Origin of the sequence: Sulfurimonas sp. NW7 (genome assembly GCF_051132265.1) — a bacterium.
Lineage (GTDB): Bacteria > Campylobacterota > Campylobacteria > Campylobacterales > Sulfurimonadaceae > Sulfurimonas > Sulfurimonas hydrogeniphila.
The window spans coordinates 495,580-514,266 of record NZ_CP093235.1 but is presented as its reverse complement, the minus strand read 5'-3'; the positions used below and the strand labels follow the sequence as shown (position 1 = coordinate 514,266).

General features: G+C 37.7%; 22 protein-coding genes. 6 read left to right on the top strand and 16 right to left on the bottom strand.

The window, feature by feature from the left end:
* Positions 1–50 precede the first annotated feature (50 nt).
* Complete coding sequence (gene rimO, locus MLC35_RS02780; RefSeq protein ID WP_434637711.1) at positions 51–1,376, top strand: 30S ribosomal protein S12 methylthiotransferase RimO; 1,326 nt, start codon at positions 51–53, stop codon at positions 1,374–1,376.
* Complete coding sequence (gene tilS / locus MLC35_RS02775) at positions 1,357–2,349, top strand: tRNA lysidine(34) synthetase TilS (protein WP_434637709.1); 993 nt, start codon at positions 1,357–1,359, stop codon at positions 2,347–2,349. Before rimO ends, tilS begins: the two co-directional genes overlap by 20 nt.
* Here tilS and MLC35_RS02770 read toward each other — a convergent pair.
* The 8 genes from MLC35_RS02770 to MLC35_RS02735 are packed head-to-tail and all read right to left on the bottom strand — an operon-like array spanning position 2,295 to position 7,841.
* The gene (locus MLC35_RS02770; RefSeq protein ID WP_346389387.1) at positions 2,295–2,852 is read right to left on the bottom strand and encodes a hypothetical protein; all 558 of its coding nucleotides are present in this window, start codon (positions 2,850–2,852) and stop codon (positions 2,295–2,297) included. The genes tilS and MLC35_RS02770 overlap by 55 nt on opposite strands.
* Positions 2,842–3,375 (bottom strand): hypothetical protein, encoded by a 534-nt coding sequence (locus MLC35_RS02765; RefSeq protein ID WP_434637707.1) that lies wholly within the window; start codon positions 3,373–3,375, stop codon positions 2,842–2,844. The genes MLC35_RS02770 and MLC35_RS02765 overlap by 11 nt, the downstream gene beginning before the upstream one ends.
* On the bottom strand, positions 3,372–4,409 hold the full coding sequence (locus MLC35_RS02760; RefSeq protein WP_151900948.1) for a hypothetical protein: 1,038 nt from the start codon (positions 4,407–4,409) through the stop codon (positions 3,372–3,374). The genes MLC35_RS02765 and MLC35_RS02760 overlap by 4 nt, the downstream gene beginning before the upstream one ends.
* Positions 4,403–5,239, bottom strand: a complete 837-nt coding sequence (locus MLC35_RS02755; RefSeq protein WP_151900949.1) for a tyrosine-type recombinase/integrase — start codon at positions 5,237–5,239, stop codon at positions 4,403–4,405. The genes MLC35_RS02760 and MLC35_RS02755 overlap by 7 nt, the downstream gene beginning before the upstream one ends.
* Complete coding sequence (locus MLC35_RS02750; protein WP_346389385.1) at positions 5,220–5,675, bottom strand: hypothetical protein; 456 nt, start codon at positions 5,673–5,675, stop codon at positions 5,220–5,222. The genes MLC35_RS02755 and MLC35_RS02750 overlap by 20 nt, the downstream gene beginning before the upstream one ends.
* Positions 5,665–6,288, bottom strand: coding sequence for a lysophospholipid acyltransferase family protein (locus MLC35_RS02745; RefSeq protein ID WP_346389384.1), 624 nt, complete (start codon positions 6,286–6,288; stop codon positions 5,665–5,667). The genes MLC35_RS02750 and MLC35_RS02745 overlap by 11 nt, the downstream gene beginning before the upstream one ends.
* The gene (gene miaB / locus MLC35_RS02740) at positions 6,281–7,585 is read right to left on the bottom strand and encodes a tRNA (N6-isopentenyl adenosine(37)-C2)-methylthiotransferase MiaB (protein ID WP_434637704.1); all 1,305 of its coding nucleotides are present in this window, start codon (positions 7,583–7,585) and stop codon (positions 6,281–6,283) included. Before miaB ends, MLC35_RS02745 begins: the two co-directional genes overlap by 8 nt.
* Before the next feature lie 10 nt (positions 7,586–7,595).
* Entirely contained in the window at positions 7,596–7,841 is a 246-nt protein-coding gene (locus tag MLC35_RS02735; protein WP_151900953.1) for an HP0268 family nuclease, read from the bottom strand.
* A gap of 352 nt (positions 7,842–8,193) precedes the next feature.
* Between MLC35_RS02735 and nusA the strand changes: the two genes are divergently transcribed.
* Positions 8,194–9,330, top strand: a complete 1,137-nt coding sequence (gene nusA / locus MLC35_RS02730) for a transcription termination factor NusA (protein ID WP_418641059.1) — start codon at positions 8,194–8,196, stop codon at positions 9,328–9,330.
* Between the two features lie 46 nt (positions 9,331–9,376).
* On the opposite strand, the gene MLC35_RS02725 is transcribed toward nusA, so the two are convergent.
* The 3 genes from MLC35_RS02725 to MLC35_RS02715 all read right to left on the bottom strand — a co-directional run bounded on the left by MLC35_RS02725 (position 9,377) and on the right by MLC35_RS02715 (position 11,812).
* Positions 9,377–10,336, bottom strand: a complete 960-nt coding sequence (locus tag MLC35_RS02725) for an ABC transporter permease (RefSeq protein WP_434637702.1) — start codon at positions 10,334–10,336, stop codon at positions 9,377–9,379.
* A 7-nt stretch (positions 10,337–10,343) separates the two neighbouring features.
* A complete protein-coding gene (locus tag MLC35_RS02720; RefSeq protein WP_188109981.1) occupies positions 10,344–10,460 on the bottom strand; it encodes a nucleotidyltransferase domain-containing protein in 117 nt (38 codons plus the stop codon).
* A gap of 98 nt (positions 10,461–10,558) precedes the next feature.
* Positions 10,559–11,812: a hypothetical protein gene (locus tag MLC35_RS02715; RefSeq protein ID WP_418641058.1), complete on the bottom strand. Its 1,254-nt coding sequence runs from the start codon at positions 11,810–11,812 to the stop codon at positions 10,559–10,561.
* A 107-nt stretch (positions 11,813–11,919) separates the two neighbouring features.
* Here MLC35_RS02715 and MLC35_RS02710 point away from each other — a divergent pair, with 107 nt between their 5' ends.
* The gene (locus MLC35_RS02710) at positions 11,920–12,336 is read left to right on the top strand and encodes a hypothetical protein (protein ID WP_434637700.1); all 417 of its coding nucleotides are present in this window, start codon (positions 11,920–11,922) and stop codon (positions 12,334–12,336) included.
* A 200-nt stretch (positions 12,337–12,536) separates the two neighbouring features.
* On the opposite strand, the gene fabI is transcribed toward MLC35_RS02710, so the two are convergent.
* From fabI to gap, 4 genes are all read right to left on the bottom strand, one after another.
* Positions 12,537–13,358: an enoyl-ACP reductase FabI gene (gene fabI / locus MLC35_RS02705; protein WP_151900958.1), complete on the bottom strand. Its 822-nt coding sequence runs from the start codon at positions 13,356–13,358 to the stop codon at positions 12,537–12,539.
* Between the two features lie 71 nt (positions 13,359–13,429).
* Positions 13,430–14,134, bottom strand: a complete 705-nt coding sequence (locus tag MLC35_RS02700; protein ID WP_346389379.1) for a triose-phosphate isomerase — start codon at positions 14,132–14,134, stop codon at positions 13,430–13,432.
* Position 14,135: 1 nt separating this feature from the next.
* A complete protein-coding gene (locus MLC35_RS02695) occupies positions 14,136–15,347 on the bottom strand; it encodes a phosphoglycerate kinase (RefSeq protein WP_151900960.1) in 1,212 nt (403 codons plus the stop codon).
* 10 nt (positions 15,348–15,357) lie between these two features.
* On the bottom strand, positions 15,358–16,359 hold the full coding sequence (gene gap, locus MLC35_RS02690; RefSeq protein ID WP_434637698.1) for a type I glyceraldehyde-3-phosphate dehydrogenase: 1,002 nt from the start codon (positions 16,357–16,359) through the stop codon (positions 15,358–15,360).
* 62 nt (positions 16,360–16,421) lie between these two features.
* Between gap and nadD the strand changes: the two genes are divergently transcribed.
* Both nadD and rsfS read left to right on the top strand, forming a co-directional pair.
* Positions 16,422–16,994, top strand: coding sequence for a nicotinate (nicotinamide) nucleotide adenylyltransferase (gene nadD / locus MLC35_RS02685; RefSeq protein WP_434637697.1), 573 nt, complete (start codon positions 16,422–16,424; stop codon positions 16,992–16,994).
* Positions 16,954–17,271 carry a ribosome silencing factor gene (gene rsfS, locus MLC35_RS02680; RefSeq protein WP_434637695.1) on the top strand — a complete coding sequence of 106 codons (318 nt, stop codon included), beginning with the start codon at positions 16,954–16,956 and terminating at the stop codon, positions 17,269–17,271. The genes nadD and rsfS overlap by 41 nt, the downstream gene beginning before the upstream one ends.
* Here rsfS and mltF read toward each other — a convergent pair.
* Complete coding sequence (gene mltF / locus MLC35_RS02675; protein WP_434637693.1) at positions 17,248–18,666, bottom strand: membrane-bound lytic murein transglycosylase MltF; 1,419 nt, start codon at positions 18,664–18,666, stop codon at positions 17,248–17,250. The two genes, rsfS and mltF, sit on opposite strands and share 24 nt — an antisense overlap.
* Positions 18,667–18,687: the final 21 nt, after the last annotated feature.

Genomic DNA, 18,687 nt, shown 5'->3' with positions numbered 1-18,687 from the left:
GAAAATGAATTTTAAATTGCCATGAAGCAAAAACAATACAAAGAAGAGATATGAGCAACAAACTCCACATAGTTTCACTCGGATGTACCAAAAACCTGGTCGATACAGAAGTGATGATGGGAAAACTACAAAATTTTGAACTCACAGACAATAATGAAGAAGCCGATGTCATTATTGTCAATACCTGCGGTTTTATTGACGCGGCAAAAGAAGAATCAATCAATACCGTGCTTTCTCTGCATGATGCACGAAAAGAGGATTCACTTCTTGTAATGGCAGGCTGCCTGAGCGAGCGCTATCAAGAGGAGTTGACGGAGCAGATTCCCGAGGTTGATATTTTTACCGGTGTGGGTGATTATGACAAAATTGATGAGCTTTTGGTTGAGAAAAAGAGCCGTTTTTCTGATGAAGTGTACCTTATTGACGGTGCTGAGCGTGTTGTAACAGGTTCCACATACCATGCCTACATCAAACTCTCAGAAGGGTGTAATCAGACATGCAGTTTTTGTGCGATTCCCTCTTTTAAAGGTAAATTAAACTCGCGTAATTTAGATTCTATCGCCAAGGAAGTTGAAGGACTTGTCAAAAAAGGCTACTGGGATTTCTCTTTTGTTTCACAGGATTCAAGTTCTTATCTGCGTGACCAAAATATCAAAGACGGACTTTCTCTGCTTATTCAGAGAATTGAACTGATTGAGGGTGTAAAATCTGCGAGAGTTCTCTATCTCTACCCTTCAACTACAAGCATGAAACTTCTGAAAAATATTGCAAAAAGCAAAGTGTTTCACAACTATTTTGATATGCCTATCCAGCACATTAACGATGAGATGCTGCGTATTATGAAACGCGGATTCGGCAAAGAAAAAACACTCGAACTGCTGAACTACATGAGAAGCCTGCCAGACTCTTTTGTACGCACAAGTTTCATCGTCGGACATCCGCATGAAACAGAGGCAATGTTTGATGAGATGTGTAATTTTGCACAAAATTTCGGCTTTGACCGCATCAATGTTTTTTCCTATTCTGACGAAGAGACGACTTCAGCCCATGATATGCAAGATAAAATCTCAGAAAAAGTCAAAGCCGAGCGTGCACAGATTCTTGGTGATATTGCAGCAGAGTGCACAAAAAAATCTCTTCAAAAAGAGGTCGGCAAAACCACACAAATCGTCATAGACGGGGAGAGTGATGAACATGAGTATCTTTTAAGCGCAAGAGAACTTATCTGGGCACCGGAGATTGACGGTGAAATTTATGTCAATGACAGAACGCTTGATGAAGATTTGGATTTTGGCAAGATTTATCCTGCTAAAATTACCGAGCTAGTCGGAAATATTCTTACAGCAACCGTAGACAATGCTCAAAAGCAAGACTAAAAAGGCCTTACAAACAACAAAAAACCTGCTGGCATTTTCTGCCGGAGGCGACTCTACTGCCCTGCTCTTTCTTCTTTTGGAAAATGACATCAAATTTGATATTGCCATTGTCGATTACGGAACAAGAGAACAAAGCAAAGAAGAGGTAGCCTATGCAAAAGCCTTGGCAAAAGAGTACGGCTTTACATGTAATGTCCATCACGCACAAAAAATTACAACTAATTTTGAAGCCAATGCCAGACAAATTCGCTATGATTTTTTTGAATCTCTTATACAGCAGAATAGTTACGACACCCTCCTCACAGCCCACCATTTGGGAGACAGGTTTGAATGGATGCTTATGCAGTTTTGCAAAGGTGCCGGTTGTGCAGAACTTGCAGGCATGCAGGAAAAAACACAGCGCAACGGCTATATGCTTTACAGACCACTGTTACATGTAAACAAAGAGGAACTTCTTGAATATTTGCATGGAAACAACATTAGATATTTTGAAGATGCAAGTAATGCGGACGAAAAGTATACACGCAATATTTTTCGGCACAACTACACAAACCCTCTTTTACAAAAATATGCACAGGGTATCAAAAAAAGTTTTGCCTACATGGATGCGGATGTAAGGGATTTGATACAGAGTACTTCCTTGCAAAAGATAAATGAACTCGCCTGCTTTAAAAAAACACCTACAAGAAGAAATGACATCTATCATATTGACAAATATCTCAAATCAATCAATCATCTCATGAGTGGCGAAGAAAAAAAATTGCTACAAATTCAAGACAGTTTAGTCATAGGCAGAAAGTATGTGGTGACGATGACGGCAGAGTATATTTTGATTGCACCCTATATAAAACCCGTCAATATGCCAAAAAATTTTAAAGAAAGAATGCGTTCTTTACATGTAGAACCGAAATTACGGGGCTATTTACTCACAGACCCGGAAGCAGTAGAATTTTTATCTTTGTTATTGGTATAAACTTTCATTGTGAATGATGACTTAATCATTTCTCCCTCACGCTTAAAATCTATAGGAAAATTAACGCCTATAATCCAGTCAGCCTTGTTGAGTGCATCCAAAAAATTATAGAAATTTTTTGGTGAACTGATTTTGGATGTTGTATTGACTTCATATGTTGCAAAACCCTCTTCATCTTTTGAGCGCTCCACTTTCATTACATGTAAGGATGAAAAAAAAGTTTTATATTTTTTTTCAAACCTGTCAGGGTTAAATGTCATATCAAATGCAGTTATAATATGTCTGTTCTTACTCTGTAAATCTTTGAGTGTTTTGAGAGTTTTGTCATAAAAATCCTGATATTTACGCAACTCTGCATTCTCTTTTCGCAGCTCAAGCCTGGATTGGCGATACTCTTTTCCCTTAGGAATAAGCAGTCCAAAAGAAAAAACAAGCACAAACAGAAACAGAAAAACAGATATCAGTAAAATATATAAATAGTGACGGGAAATTTTAATTTTCACTTTCTAACCTCTCTGTCTGTGATTCATCCATATAGTTTGTCGATACAAACATAAGCCAACCATTCTTTGCAGGATAAAAGCTGCTGTATGTTTTATGAAATATTGAACGTAATGGCGCCTGGAGCATAAAATTATAGACATCTTTGTTTGGTGTTATACCATACAGTATCAAACCGTTTTTTAAAAGTTGTGCCCGTGAAAGCGTGATGCGTTGCGGTACCAGGTCAAACAGGTTTGCGATAGAATCTTTTAATACCATATTTTGTGTAAATACTTTTTCTGCTAAAGCCTTTTGCTTTTGAATAAAGTTTATTTGATTCTGCATATGACTGATACTGGCTTCAAGTTCTTTTTTGTGTTCTATGATTGATTGCTTATCCTGTATGAATGTATAATCTTTATAAAGCAAAAACGAATATGTTGCAAGAAGCATTAACAGTGTCATCGCAAAAAAAGTGAACACTATTTGCAATTCCGGTGTCAGAGGCGTCTTTTTTCTTGGTTTTATATAGCTGTATTTCATAAACCAAGCTCCAGCTTTGTGAGTTCACATAACTCGGCTCCAAGATCAGCCTGTCTTACATAAACATTAAAGAACATCTCTTCTTCAAGATACTTTTTTAAATCGTTTGTCACCCCTGTACCATCGGCAATATAGACATTCTCTACAAATCTGCTTTCATATTTTTCATCTTTGTAAAAGTGTGAAACAGCCAACTGAATGAGTGTAAACCGCTGATAGTCTTCATTAAAAGATTCGTTTTGTTCATCTTCAGGCAACGCATTCTCACTCTCAAACAGTTCTTCTTCAACATCTTTACTTTCGGAAAACTCATCGATGTCCTCAATCGAATCCAGATCTTCAATATCACCAAAATCATCTAAAGAATCCAAGTCATTCTCATCAACATCTATATCTTCCAAATCAATGCCCTCATCAAGGTCCAGATCAAGATTTGTATCAATATCTTCATCTATTCCTTCATGAAGTGTAATATCTTCAGCTTCATCAGATGCAATCATATCCAGATGTTCTGCATAAAGAAGATTTGAATGTTCAAAAATAGCCACAGAAATTACATTGTTTTGAACAAGAACATACATTGCAAGATTTCCATTAATTTTATCCTGAAAAAAATTTGCCAAAAGAACAAAAGGAGAAAATATCATATCAACACCAATATCTTCATATTTGCGTTCTATCTCATAAATATCATTTTTTGCAGTATAAAAAGTCCATCTGTTCTCAAAGCATTTGTATTTTGACATAGACAAATCAAAATAATGATCCAACTTGTTTTTTTCACATGAAGGAAGAGCTCCCTGCACCAAAGATGTATCTAAAACAGCTATGTAAAAATAGGGAGACTCTTTTGTGTATTCAGAAATAAAATCATACATTTGTGTAGTGAGAGAGGTTGTTTGAAATTCAGAGTTTACTTCATCGATTACTCCTTTTTTTCCATATAATTCTATATGAACCAGGGTACTCTCTTTTTGGACAACAATATTCACCAGGACTTTAAGGTAAAAAGATTCCAGTAATCTGCTCAGCACTCGTTCTCCCCTAAGGGGTGTGCTTTGTTGTAATTTTGTTGTTTCAATGCACTGCCTAATTTTGTATATATCTGCGTTGTTGCCATGGATGCATGTCCCAACAGTTCACTGACATCCACTATCGGTGCACCTCCGTTTAACAAAGAGGAGGCATAAGAGTGACGAAGCTGGTGGGGTGTGACTTTCAAGGCTACACGCTTAAATATTTTAGTTATCATATATCTTAGACTATTTTCGCTTAATCTTTCGCCATTTTTTTCAAAAAGAAATTTTTTTAGCACAAAAGTTGACAAATATTCATCAATGAGTGTTCTTGTGGATTTGAGAAGCGGTATATCTCTTTGTTTATTACCTTTTCCTGTAACCCGTATCCATTCACCCGAAATATTTTCCAGTTCCAGTGATGCAAGCTCAGAAATACGCAACCCCACAGTATAGAACATACTCACCAGCAGTTTTTCTTTTAAATCACACTTTTGCAAAGCTTCCAAAATATGTTCATGAGAGATGGGCTTTGGCAGTGTCTTTGCAACCTTTATACTCTCATCCGCCTGCAAGGTTACATGTAAACCCTGTTCTTGTACAAATGCAACAAAACTTCGAACAGCGCTTAATTTTTTACTAATTGTTTTTGCATTTAAACCAGCGATGAAAATCCTGTAAGGCATCAAATTTAAAACGGTATGCCCGTTTTCCTCCACTGTCTCTATGTATCCGAATGCTTCACTCAGAACATCTGCATAGGTTTTTATCGTTAAATCTGAATAGCCTCTGTGCTCTTCCAGGGAGGTGAGAAAATCTTTTTTGTATTTATCTATTGACTTTTTCAAGAAGCTTCTCAAAATCTTTATAATATTTTGCTGCTTCACGTACTAACTTTTTATCTGTAATTACGCTTGGAGCAAGTTTTTTATAAGAATCCACCATTATCTCACTCATCAGTTTTATTTTGGCTCTGTCCGCATCACTTATGGTCTCTTTAGCTGCTATAAGATTAATCTCAGTCATATACTCTTTTGCCTGATCTATGTATTTTTTATACTTTATGGAAGTTTTGGACTGTGCCATTATTGTTGCAGCCATGCGGTTGTATATGTCTAGGCTGAAGGCCTCATTGGCACGTTTATAGGCTTCTTCATAATCACCAATCTCATAATAATATTTCGCTTCTATGGACTTTTCATAAGAGGGATTGACCAAAAAGTAGATACCCATAATTACTAAAAAAAGAGCAGCCAAAGCCGGAAAAAAAAATTTATTGTTCATGTTTGAGTAACCCCTTTTTAATCAAGTCTCTGGCCTCTTCAAGTTCAAGCCCTTTTATATCCAGCAAATCACTTATATAATAGGTAATTGTACCAAAAGGTTTGGGAATTACAAACTTATCCCATGAATTCAGCTGCCAGTAACTGCTCGGTTTGATCTCTACAAGGGTAATTTTCACATCTGCTTTTTGTGCCATGACGATGATCCCGTCAGCAACCTCATGCCGTGGGCCTTTTGGCCCATCCGGGGTAATGCCCAGGTCATATCCCTCTTTTAAAGCCTTTATCCCTTGCAAAAGCGCTCTTGCAGCATTGCGTCTGCTTGAACCCCGAATCGTTTTAAAACCAAAATAACTGAGTGTTTTTGCGATGAGTGTGCCATCAAAATGATCTGAAATTATAAGTTTTACATGAGGAGTTTTTCTGTAGTGTAAATAGGCATAGGGAATCATCAAAAGTTCCCCGTGCCAGCAAGCCATTATGAAGTTCTCTTCACCAAGTGTTGCAGGCGCATGAAAAACTTTTTTATTTGTAAGGTAGAGTAGTTTTATAAGCAAAGAGCCTGTAAAGGGAAGGAGGTAAAGTGCAAGAGAACGGCTTATCTTCTTAAGCAACGACTTCGCCTGTTAAAATTGTTCTGCCGATAGAAGTAATTTTAACATCTCTAAACTCTCCTAACAACTCTTCGCTCCCTTTGACTTTGATTACGAGGTTATTATCACTTCTGCCTGAAACAAAATTATCTTTATTTAGATTTTCAAAATAAACACGAAAAGTTTGTCCCAAATACTTTGCATTGATCTCATCTAAAAGTTCATTATGCAATGATTGCAGATACGAAAGTCTCTCTGAAGCCACTTCCTCATCTACCGTATTTGTAAAATGCTGTGCTTCTGTTTCAGGACGAGGAGAATATTTGAATGAAAAAATCTGATCAAACTTTACCTGTTTCATCACATCAATTGTATCTGCAAAATCTTCATCACTCTCACCGGGAAAGGCTACTATAATGTCTGTTGATATACTTACATCAGGACACTCTGCGCGCAGTTTTTGCACACGGTTTAAGAACCACTCTTTTGTGTACCCGCGTTTCATATCTTTGAGCACTTTGCTTGAACCGCTTTGCAGTGGCATATGCATAGATTTGCAGATTTTAGGATTTTTGGCAAATTCTTCTATAAATTCATCATCCATATGAAAAGGGTGCGGTGAAGTAAAACGGATACGTTCCAGGCCCTCTATTTTTGAAAGTCTTCGCAATAATTCCGTAAAATTTACCTTTTCATGTTCACTTGATGAAAAACGGCGCCCGTAATTGTTGACATTTTGCCCGAGTAAAAATACTTCTTTTGCACCGTTGCTGACTGCGCGTTTTGCTTCATTTATAATCAAATCATCAGGAATCGAAATTTCATCTCCGCGTGTTTTTGGAACAATACAAAATGTACACCGCTTGTCACAGCCTATTGAAATGTTGATATATGCTTTATAGGGGGATGTTCTAAAATCATCAAAAGCAAATTCACTCTCATCATAATTTATGTCTATTTCCACAGCTTTGTCTTTATGTAAAACTTCACCGATTTTAGAAACATTTCTTGCACCCAGAACAAAATTAACATAGGGTGCCCGTTTTATAATCTCTTCACCGAGATGAGAAGCGGTACATCCGCATACACCGATTTTAGCCAAAGGTTTTTTTCGTTTGTTAAAACCGCCGAGCTCGGAGAAAAGCTTATGAACAGGACGCTCTCTCACAGAACAGGTATTTATCAAAATAAGGTCGGCCTCTTCAAGGGTCTGTGTCGTTTCATACCCCTCTTTTTCGCGTAACTGTGCTATCATATGTTCAGAGTCACGAGAGTTCATAGCACAACCCAAGGTTTCAATAAATAACTTTTTACTCATAAACTGCTCTTTAGCTCATGATGTGAACTTGGTACATGTAGTCATTGTCTGACAATCCGTACTTTACTTCACTCATATAAAAACTTTTTCCCATTGCTTCGTAATGGTCTTGCAGTTCGAGTAAATCTTTATGTGAATTTTCTCTGTCAAAATAAAATATTATACTCTCATTTTTTTCTACTTCTGCATCCAATTTAGCTAAATCAACTTTTTTCGGTTTTGCTTCTAAATCAGTTCTTGCAAATTTCAAATCCATTACTTATTCCTTTAATTTATTCTATACATTCAAGGGAACCTTTTTATTCCCTATTTACATGTCAAAGAAAATATACCCTCATGGGGTACCTTGATTCCTTTGACTGCGTTAATACCCCGAGGGTACTTCCTCGCTTCACTTACAGCGCACAGGTTTCCTTCGACAGGAAGTCCACGCCGCATTGCGGCTTTTTATAACTCATAAAAGTTTTGGATTATACTCAAAATCTACTAAAAATTGGGTTAAAGCTATTTTTAGTAGATTTTGGATACAATTATATACTTCAATTAAGAAATCCCCCGTCATAGCAATTATCAATGTCAGATTTCTTAAAAATACTAAGGAAATACCTATGGAAAAAATTTTAGATATAGCCGAAGCAATCGGTCATGAAAAGGGTTTACAACCTGAAAAAGTAATGGAAGCACTGAAAACTGCTTTTGTACAAACTGCAAAACGTGTAATCGGACAAAACTTTGCTTTTGAAGCAGATGTTGATGAAGATACAAAAAATTTAAAAATTATTCAGACAATCACAGTTGTTGCTGATAATGATGAAAAACTCCAGGATGAAGAGATTGCCCCCGCATATATTTCACTTACCGAAGCAAAAGAGTATGATGATCAGGTAGAAATCGGAGATCAACTCCAAATTGACCATGACCTTGAGGACTATGGCAGAACAGCCGCTTCACAACTTCACCGTGAAATAGAGTACCATATACAAAGACTTGTGGAAGATGAAATTTATAACAAATACAAATCCAAAGTAGGTACACTTGTCAGCGGTCGTGTTACACGTGTTGATGCACAAAACAACACATACATCGAAGTGGATGAAATTCGTGCAGTTTTACCAATGAAAAGCCGTATAAAAGGCGAAATATTTGAAGTGGGTGATCACATAAAAGCGGTTGTAAGGCGTGTAAATATGGACAAAGAAAACGGGATGCAAATCGAACTTTCTCGGACAAGTCCAAAATTTTTAGAAGCACTCTTGGAACTTGAAGTGCCAGAAATTGCAGAGGGTTCGGTCATCATAGAAAAGTCAGCCCGTATTCCGGGTGAGAGAGCAAAAATCGCTCTTATAAGCACACACCCGCAAGTGGATGCTGTCGGTGCAACAGTCGGTGTCAAGGGTGTGCGTATCAATGCGGTAAGCCAAGAGTTGATTGGTGAAAACATTGACTGTATAGAATATACTACCATTCCTGAACTTTTTGTATCACGTACAATGAGTCCGGCTATCATCTCTCATGTAGAAATTGTCAAAAACGAAGAGGGCGAAAATGAAAAAGCCATCATTACACTGCCTGCCGACCAAAAAAGCAAGGCAATCGGAAAAAGCGGTATCAACATCCGTCTGGCTTCAATGCTCACAGGTTTACAGATAGAACTTGTAGAAAATGATGCTGTCACTACAAACGAAGACGGTACCGTAGAAGAGAAAAAAGAGAGTGTTGATGCGTTGGAGGCACTTTTTAGCTAGAAAAGTTTTTGGAACCGGTGCATTAGTGCCGGCTGTTCCTGCTTACTTATGTTCTATTCATATAAGGATTTAATTTCAACAAAAGTAGATCTGCCAACATATTCCCCACAAGTGTCAACAATGCGGTTATCATTAAAATCCCCATAATGATGGGATAGTCTCGTGATAATGCCGAGATGTAAAAAAGCTGTCCCATCCCCTCTATACCGAAAATAGACTCCAAAATAACACTCCCACCGATGAGTCCGGGCAAAGAAAGCCCCAACAGAGTTATAACAGGTGGCATCAAATTTGGTAAAATATAATATCGTAACAGCTCTTTTTTTTCTAAGCCACGGGCACGTGCAAAAAAGTAATAATCACTTTTGAGTATCTCCAGAGTCAGTGACCGGATATAAATTATCATACTTCCCAAGCCTGTAAAAATCATTACCGACACTGGCAAAGTCACATGCCATGCCATATCTGTATAATTTGCAAAACCCTCTTTTGCTTCAATCGAATGAAGTCCCGCTATAGGAAACCATTCAAGTTTTATGGCAAAAAGAATAATAAAAATCAATGCAAGATAAAATGAGGGCATAGAAAAAGAGACTAAAGATATTTGACGAATAATATAGTCGCTCTTTTTTTCATACGAGAGTGCTGCTTCGATACCCAGATATAAAGATAGCATGAAAACAACAACCAAAGAGATACTGTTCATCCACAGAGTTACAGGCAGGCGTTTGAGTATCTCAGAACTTACATCCTGACCACTTACAAATGATATGCCAAAATTAAGCATAGTAATGTTTTTCACCCAAGAAATATACTGCTCAAGAAGTGACTTGTCCAGTCCATACACAGCTTTTAGTTTTTCTATTGCCTCTTTCGTCATATTCGGATTCAATTCTCCCGCTCCAAAAAAACTGTTTGGTGCAGCGTGAATAGCTAAAAAAGAAATGATTGAGATGAGCAGTAACATAAAAAGGATATAGGCTGTTTTTTTCATAAAAAGTGTCATATCTCTGCTATAAACCCTTTCGTATATATTCAGAGTATTGTCTTATATCACTACTCTCTGTTTGATTATTTTTTGCATAGGAGCCAAACAGATATGCAAATTCTATTTCATTAATTTTTGCCATAAAGATATTATATCATAAGTTAAAAAAATATCTTTGTTAGTTTTTTTGAAGAAGAGGAGAAAAGACTAACTCCCGAAAGGGAGCTAGAAAAGTTTAGACTAGAAGTTTAAAGTTAAATATGCTTGTACTATATTGTCATTTGTTGCTGCATCTGTATTAATAAATACTAATGTTGCATCTAATGGTCCAAATGATTTGCCAGCAGTTACTGTAAGTTCTTTAAGATCTTGACTACCAGTTGCTTTATGGTTAACATCTGTATAATAAACACCTAAATCAAATAAACCCTGTACAGGTGATGTAACTGTTAAGTGGATTGAATCAGTATCACTCATAGTAACCTGTCCATAGTTCCACCATACTTCTGTGTAAAGTTTTGTTTGTGCAGTTGTTGCTGCTGTTGCAGTATTGAAACCGGCATAACCGATTGAACCACCTTTGTTTACTGATGAGAAAGACAAACTTGCAGCAAAAAGATCTTTCATTTCGTACCCTACCTGTAAAGCATATACATCATCAGCTTTTGCTCCACTTGCTACAGATTTAATATTAGAATATTGTGCACCTACAGTAAGACCTGCTACACCTAAGCCGCTAGCATCTAAATCAGCTTGTAACCAATAAGCATCTGCAACTGCAGTAACACTGTAGTACCACGCTTGTGCAGTTAATGGTTTAAATGAATTATTTATAACACCAACAGCATATGCTCCTGATTTACCATATGTATCAAACTTACCACCTTCATTTACTAAAGGTGCTGTTGCAATTGGACCTGCTGCCAAAGATGATCCACCAAGACTTTCTGTACCATTTCCGTTACCTACATATGCACCTACTAACGTAGTGTCTGGAAGATCTTGATTAATAACTACAGCCGCTTCAAAAGTATTTTTTTCAATAGACCATGTTTCTGTAAATGCTAATGGTGTATCTAATTCCATACGCCCAAGTTTTACTGTAGTTTTTCCAGCAGTTGCTGCAATCCATGCTTCATTCATCCAGTTAGGAGTATTTACATGTGCACCGCGACTTGATGTATTAGGAGTAATCCCATGTGCACCACCCCATACACTGCTTACAAGGTTTTGCTCTAAACCTAATGTTGTAAGTACTGTATAACCGGCACCAGCACTAATTGCCACAGTCGAATTTTTTACTAAATCAGTTGTAACATTTAGGTTGATTGAGGCATCTGCTGAACTGTTGTCTTTATCAAAAAAAGAATTGCTTCCCGCATCAGTTGTTTCATAAAACAAGTTAGCATCACCACTAACTTTTGTGTTTTCAATTGCAAACGCACTTGAACCTATTAGCAGCGCTGCCACCAAACTCATTTTTGTAAATTTCATATTTTCTCCTTATCCTTTTACAAATTTCACGGGTAGTATAGCATAATCAACTCTTAACTTTTCATTAAAGTGATGAATTATTATACAAAATAAGATATAATTACAATATGAAACAATTAATTACAACATCACTAACAATACCACTCTTTATATTACTCAGTGGATGCGCGACAGACGCTCCTGTGGCACCATCACAAAACAGTGATTTAAATAAGATAAGTAACTCAAACGGCAAAGCAAAACCGGGATTAATACAAAAAAATCTCGACAGTTGGCTCAAAAATGAGTGGACACCTACTGTAAATGAAGACAGAAAAGTGCAAAAAAAATATATGAAAAAAGTAGATATGAACGCTACAAATACCAGCAACGACAGGGAAGAAAAATATGTAGAGGACAAGGAAAGGAACTTTACACTTCAAGAGTATGTTGACAAAGCGGCAGCATATTTAAAATTACATCCTTCTGATGAAAAGGATTCTCATGTGAAAAAACTGGGAAATATGCCTGTTATAGGGAAATAATCCGTTTTTTTTCAGTTTAGCCCGCACTGAAGTACGGGTTCCGGGTTTTTTCGGAATCGGTACTTTCTATGCTAAAGCATGACTTGTGAGAAAAACTAAATTTTTTTCTGTAATGCCGACTGTAACTTTGTTGTCTTCTCAGCCCAGATTGAAATCTGGGTTCCAAAAACTTAATTAACTTACATGTAAGCTAAGAAATCCTATTTTCTGGTATCCCATGCCAAGACAGTTTTGCCTTCTTCGTTAGTAGCTGCGGCTGCCATACCCATGATGTTGTACCCTGCATCCACATAATGCACTTCACCTGTTACACCTGAGCTTAGATTGCTCAACAGATACATTGCAGAGTTGCCGACTTCGTCTATTGTTACATTTCGCTTCAATGGAGCATTTGTTTCATTCCAGTTCAGTATCTGCTTAAAATCACCTATCCCTGCAGCGGCAAGTGTTTTGATAGGTCCGGCAGAGATAGCATTGACACGTTGCCCTTTTGCACCGAGTTCAACTGCCATATAACGTACACTCGACTCCAAGGCTGCTTTTGCCACGCCCATTACATTATAATTTACAATGTATTTTGGTCCGCCAAGATAGGAAAGTGTCAAGATGGAAGCATCATCAGACAAAACAGATTCCAAGCGATTGGTCAAATCAATAAAAGAGTAGACAGAAATATCCATGGCAATCTGAAATGCACTTTTTGTTGTTTTCATAAAAGGTGCAGAGAGTGCCTCTTTTGGTGCAAACGCAACAGAATGCACCAAAAAGTCGATTTTTCCAAAATCTTTTTCAATTTTAGCAGCAATCCCGGACATATGCTCTTCATTTGAGACATCTAACTCATATACACAGTCACTTCCAAACTCTTTTGCTATAGGTTCTACTCTTTTTTTCAAGGCATCATTCAAATATGTAAAAGCCATTTCAGCTCCCTGTGCCGCACAGGCTTTTGCTATGCCGTATGCTATGGATTTATTGTTTGCCAGACCTACTATTAAGCCTTTTTTTCCTTTCATTATCATTCGATTTTTTCCTTTATAATTAAAATTTTAGTTTTAAAGACGCAAAGCCCGAATTGGAGTACGGGTTTCGGTTAGATGTGGTCTAACTCGTCTGCCGACTCTATCATTGTACAAAAATGTTCAGCATATAATGCTGCACTGCCGACTAAAACACCGTCAACATTTTTTACCTGCAAAATATCTTTAACATTGTTGACTTTCACGCTGCCACCGTATAAAAGAGGTGCAGATGATTTTTTCTTCAATTCGGAGTGAATATCTTCTATATCCTCTAGCGTCGGTATTTTGCCCGTACCTATGGCCCAAACAGGTTCATAGGCAATAATCAGGTTTTCATATTGGGTATCAATGCCTTCATATTGTTGATATAAATATGCAAGCATCTCCTCTTTTGAAGACTCTCTCACAGCAAGCGGCTCGCCTACGCAATAAATAATCCTAAAACCCTGTTCTTTAAAATAGTGAAATTTTTCAGCTATGAATTCTTGGGACTCACCCAAAATATGACGACGCTCACTGTGCCCTATCAGTATAGTTTTAATGCCAAACTCTGCAAGATGTTCCAGCCCTATTTCACCCGTGAAAGCTCCTTTTTCAACAGGATATGCATTTTGGGCACCTACAGTGATATCCGTCTTATAAGCATCAAGGGATGATATTGCAGGAAAAACTATAACCTCTTGTGAACTCTTTTGCACACAGGAATCCAACTCTTGCATATATTTGTGTGTCGCTTTTCTTGTAAGGTTTGTTTTCAAATTCGCTGCAATAATCATCTTAGTCCTTTTTATCTGTAGTTTCTACCATCAAAGGTTGTACACCCGGAAGAACCTTGCCCTCAAGCAACTCCAATGAAGCACCGCCGCCTGTAGAGATAAAGCTGATGTCTTCATCAACGCCCACTCTTTTTACCAAATCAGCAGTATCACCACCGCCTACGACTGTCGTGGCATAGGTATCTGCTACAAAATGTGCTATTTTTGAAGAACCTCTGGCAAATTTTTCCATTTCATAGACGCCCATAGGTCCATTCCACAGTACTGTCTGGACATCATTGAGCGCCTCTCTGTACAGTCTTACAGTTGCAGGACCGATGTCAAGTCCCATCCATTTTTGTGGAATCTCTTGCACTGTGACAATTTTACTGACAGCATCTTCAGAAAATTTTTCTGCTGCTATAACATCCACTGGCAGATAGAATTTCACACCCAGTCTTTTTGCTTCATCCATAATATTTTGTGCTTCTTCCAGTAAGTCATCTTCCACAAGAGAAGCGCCTATTTCATAACCCATCTGTTTTAAAAATGTAAAAGCCATGCCTCCGCCGATGAATACTTTGTCAACTCTAGGCAGCAGATTTACAAGTGCTTCAAGTTTACCTGAAACCTTGCTTCCACCGATAATAGCAGCAAACGGACGGACAGGATTGTTCATAAGTTTTGAAAAGTACTGAATCTCACGCTCAAGCAAAAAGCCGGCTGCTTTGTGCTCATTGTCAAAAAACTTTGTAATGCCGTGTACAGATGCATGCGCTCGGTGACTGACACCAAAAGCATCGTTGATATAAAACTCTGCCATTGATGCAAGCTTTTTTGACAACTCCGCATCATCTTTTGTCTCCCCCGGCTCGAAGCGCAAATTTTCAAGCAAAAGTACCTCATGCCGGGGCAAATCTTTTGCTTTTTGCATAGCATCTTCACCGACAACATCTTTTGCCAACGCTACATGACGCTTTAAAAGTTGCTGTAAACGCCTTGCGACAGGAGCCAAAGAGTATTTTTCTACAACTTCTCCTTTCGGACGACCAAGATGAGATGCCAATATAACAGCACAGTCCAAATCAAGACAATAGTTGATAGTGGCTATGGCAGAACGAATCCGACGGTCATCTGCAATATTTCCAAACTCATCCATAGGCACATTAAAGTCACATCGAATGAAGACCTTCTTATTTGCTATATCTAATTTTTTAAGGTGTAATAGTTCCAAATTTTTTGTCCTATTTTGAAATATGAAGAGCCATATCTAAAAGTCGTGACGAATAACCCCACTCATTGTCATACCATGCCATAACTTTTATCATGTTACCGCCGATAACCTGTGTCAAATCTTCTGCCACAACTGCACTGAACTGCGAGCCTACAAAATCTTGAGATACTCTCATCTCTTTGTCCATAAGCAAAAGCCCTTTGAGTCTTGTATCTGCCATTTCGTTAAAAACAGCCGTCACTTCTTCTTTTGTTGTATTTTTGGAAACGACAACATTTAAATCAACCATAGAAACATCAGGTGTCGGTACACGTACTGACTGCCCATGCAGTTTTCCTTCAAGCTGAGGCATTACAAGGCTGATGGCTTTTGCTGCGCCTGTAGTTGTAGGAATCATGTTTATAGCACCGGCACGGGCACGGCGTTTGTCTTTGTTGTGTTTCACATCTAAAATATTTTGATCGTTGGTATAAGAGTGGATAGTCGTCATTAAGCCTTTTTCAATACCGAATGCATCATCAAGAACACGGGCAACAGGACCCAGACAGTTTGTTGTACAAGAAGCATTTGAAACGATCTTTTGTCCCGCATATTTTTCTTCATTGACACCCATCACAAATGTCGGTGTTGCTTTGTCTTTCGCAGGAGCAGAAAAAAGTACTTTTTGCACGCCGTTGTCAATATGCACCTGCGCGGACTCCTGTGTCAAAAAGACACCGGTACACTCCAAAACCATATCAGCGCCACATTCGGCAAACTTCAGGTTTTTTGGATCACGATCAGAAAAAACTCTTATTTTCTTACCGTCAATTGCAATGTTTTCATCATCAAGCTGCACAACTTCACTTGCAAATGTTCCGTGAACAGAATCATTTTTTAACAAATATATCATCATATCAATACTTGTAGTGTCATTTATAGCGACAACTTCCACATCATCCCTTTTGTGTGCAATACGTGCCACACAACGACCTATTCTACCAAATCCGTTAATTGCTATTTTTAGTGCCATTATAGTTCCTAATATAAAATAATTGGGTAATTTTATCCAAAATTAGTTATAATTCGCATTAAATGAAAACGATAGCACTTTACGGAGGCTCATTTGACCCTCCACACATCGCACATGAGGCAATAGTCAAGGCTTTGGGCAAACTGGACTTTATTGACAAAGTAGTTGTAATGCCTACTTTTTTAAATCCGTTTAAAAAAACTTTTACAGCTCCGGCTGAATTACGACTCCGATGGCTCAAAGATATTTTTGCTTCTTACGAAGATGTGGAAGTCAGTGCCTTTGAAGTGAAGTTGAAAAGAAAAGTGCCGACGATTACAACCGTCAAAAATTTGCTGAAAAGTTATGACAAAGTCTATCTGGTTATAGGTGCGGATAATTTAGCTTCACTGCATCAATGGTATGCTTATGATGAACTGAAAAAACTGGTAACTTTTATAGTCGTCACAAGAGATGCTGTAAACATACCGAAAAATTTCATGCAACTTGATATAAATGAAGATATATCTTCATCAGGCTTAAGAGAAAATTTTGACAGTTCAAAAATACCAAAAAAAGTCAGAGACGAAATAACACAATATTACAAGGAACACAATGCAAGACAGAATACAAAACATAGTAGATACACTCGATAAAAACAAAGCGGAATCCATAGAGGTTTTTGATCTTCGTGACAAAAACTATTTCGTTGATTATGCGGTTATAGCCTCTTCTCTTGGACAAAAACACACCACTGCCCTTTTGGACCATTTAAAAAATGAACTCAAACCTGCCGAACATTTTAACAATGTAGATGAAAGCGGTGACTGGATTGTTGTTGATTTGGGCGATATACTTATTCACATCATGACTCCGGAATACAGAACAAAGTATGATATGGAAACATTTTTAGGGGAGCTTGGAAGTCACTAGATCAGTTTTCAACACCTTGTTTTGTTTATCTAAAATATCTTTATAGTTATAGATGGACTCAACATATTTGACAGGCTCTGCCCCTCTTGCATATCCGTATTTTAAAGTTCTGTAATACTTTTTTTGCGAGAGCAGAGGCAGTACTATTTTCAAATCACTCCAGACATTTGGATTAAGTCCCAGTTTTTTTGCAAGCTTTTGCGCATCTTTTATATGTCCCATACCTATATTGTAAGCAGCCAGGGCAAATTTTAGTCTGTTCTCCCCTTCTACTTCTTTGGGAACAAATTTTATCATCTGTTTTAAATGCCGTGTTCCGCCAATTACACTCTCTTTCGGATTCAATCTGTTTTTCACACCTAACATCTTTGCTGTACGTTGTGTCAGCATCATCAACCCGCGAACACCTGTAAAACTTTTGGCTTTTGCATTCCAGTGTGATTCTTGATACGAAACAGATGCCAACAGTGTCCACGGAATGTCAAATCTTTTTGCAGCATACTTAAAATATTTTTCATACTTTGGCAGTCTGCTTTTCATTCTTTTGTAAAACATTTTTGTATTATAATAATCAAAGAAAAGAATATAGCTGTAATAGTGGTCTTTAAGCTGTGTCATCTTGCCTTTTTGGTTATAATCATTGAGCCAGGCATACATATCAGCTTCTAGCTCTTTTGCATTTTTTGGGAGCAGCCATGCCAACTGTTCTCTTTTACTGATGGAAAAAGCAAGTGCTATTTCAGGAAAATACCGCAAATTAAGTGCATAAATATTTGAATCCGCTATTGTGCAGTCTATCTCATGTTTGGCAACTTTTTCAAGTAACTCTTCTGTTGAGTATTCTGAAGTTGTCGTTGCATTTATTTCATATCCGTCTGCCTGCAGTGATTTTATCGTTTCGCTGTAACTCGTATCAGCACCTACCATAATATTTAATCCTGCCAACTCCTCCACATTTCTTGGAAAATTTGATCCGCGCAACATTCCTCTGTTACAAATTACCTGCTCTTCGACTTCAAAATACGAAGGTCCAAAGTGAAATTTTTTTTCTCTGTGTGGTGTTTTTGACAAAGATGCAGATGTGATATGAATATTTGAATTTTTGGAGAGTGCTATCGCTTCTTTGACAGTATGTGCTGTTGTAATGTTTAAATCCACTCCCAAATGTTCTGCATATGACTGTAACAAATCATATTCAAAACCCTGTGGACCATCCGGACCAATATAGTAGGTCGAAGGAGCATTGAGCAGAACAACGTTTAAAGTTTTGTTTTCGCGAATTGTATCAAGCAGTGTTTGCTCCTGCTCTTTTTCATAGGGCACATAGGCAGTATGGCTCACCCAGCCAAATGCAAAAAAAGAGAGTGCAAAAACAAGTAATATGAAGCTGTACATGTATCTATTCATTGCATTAGT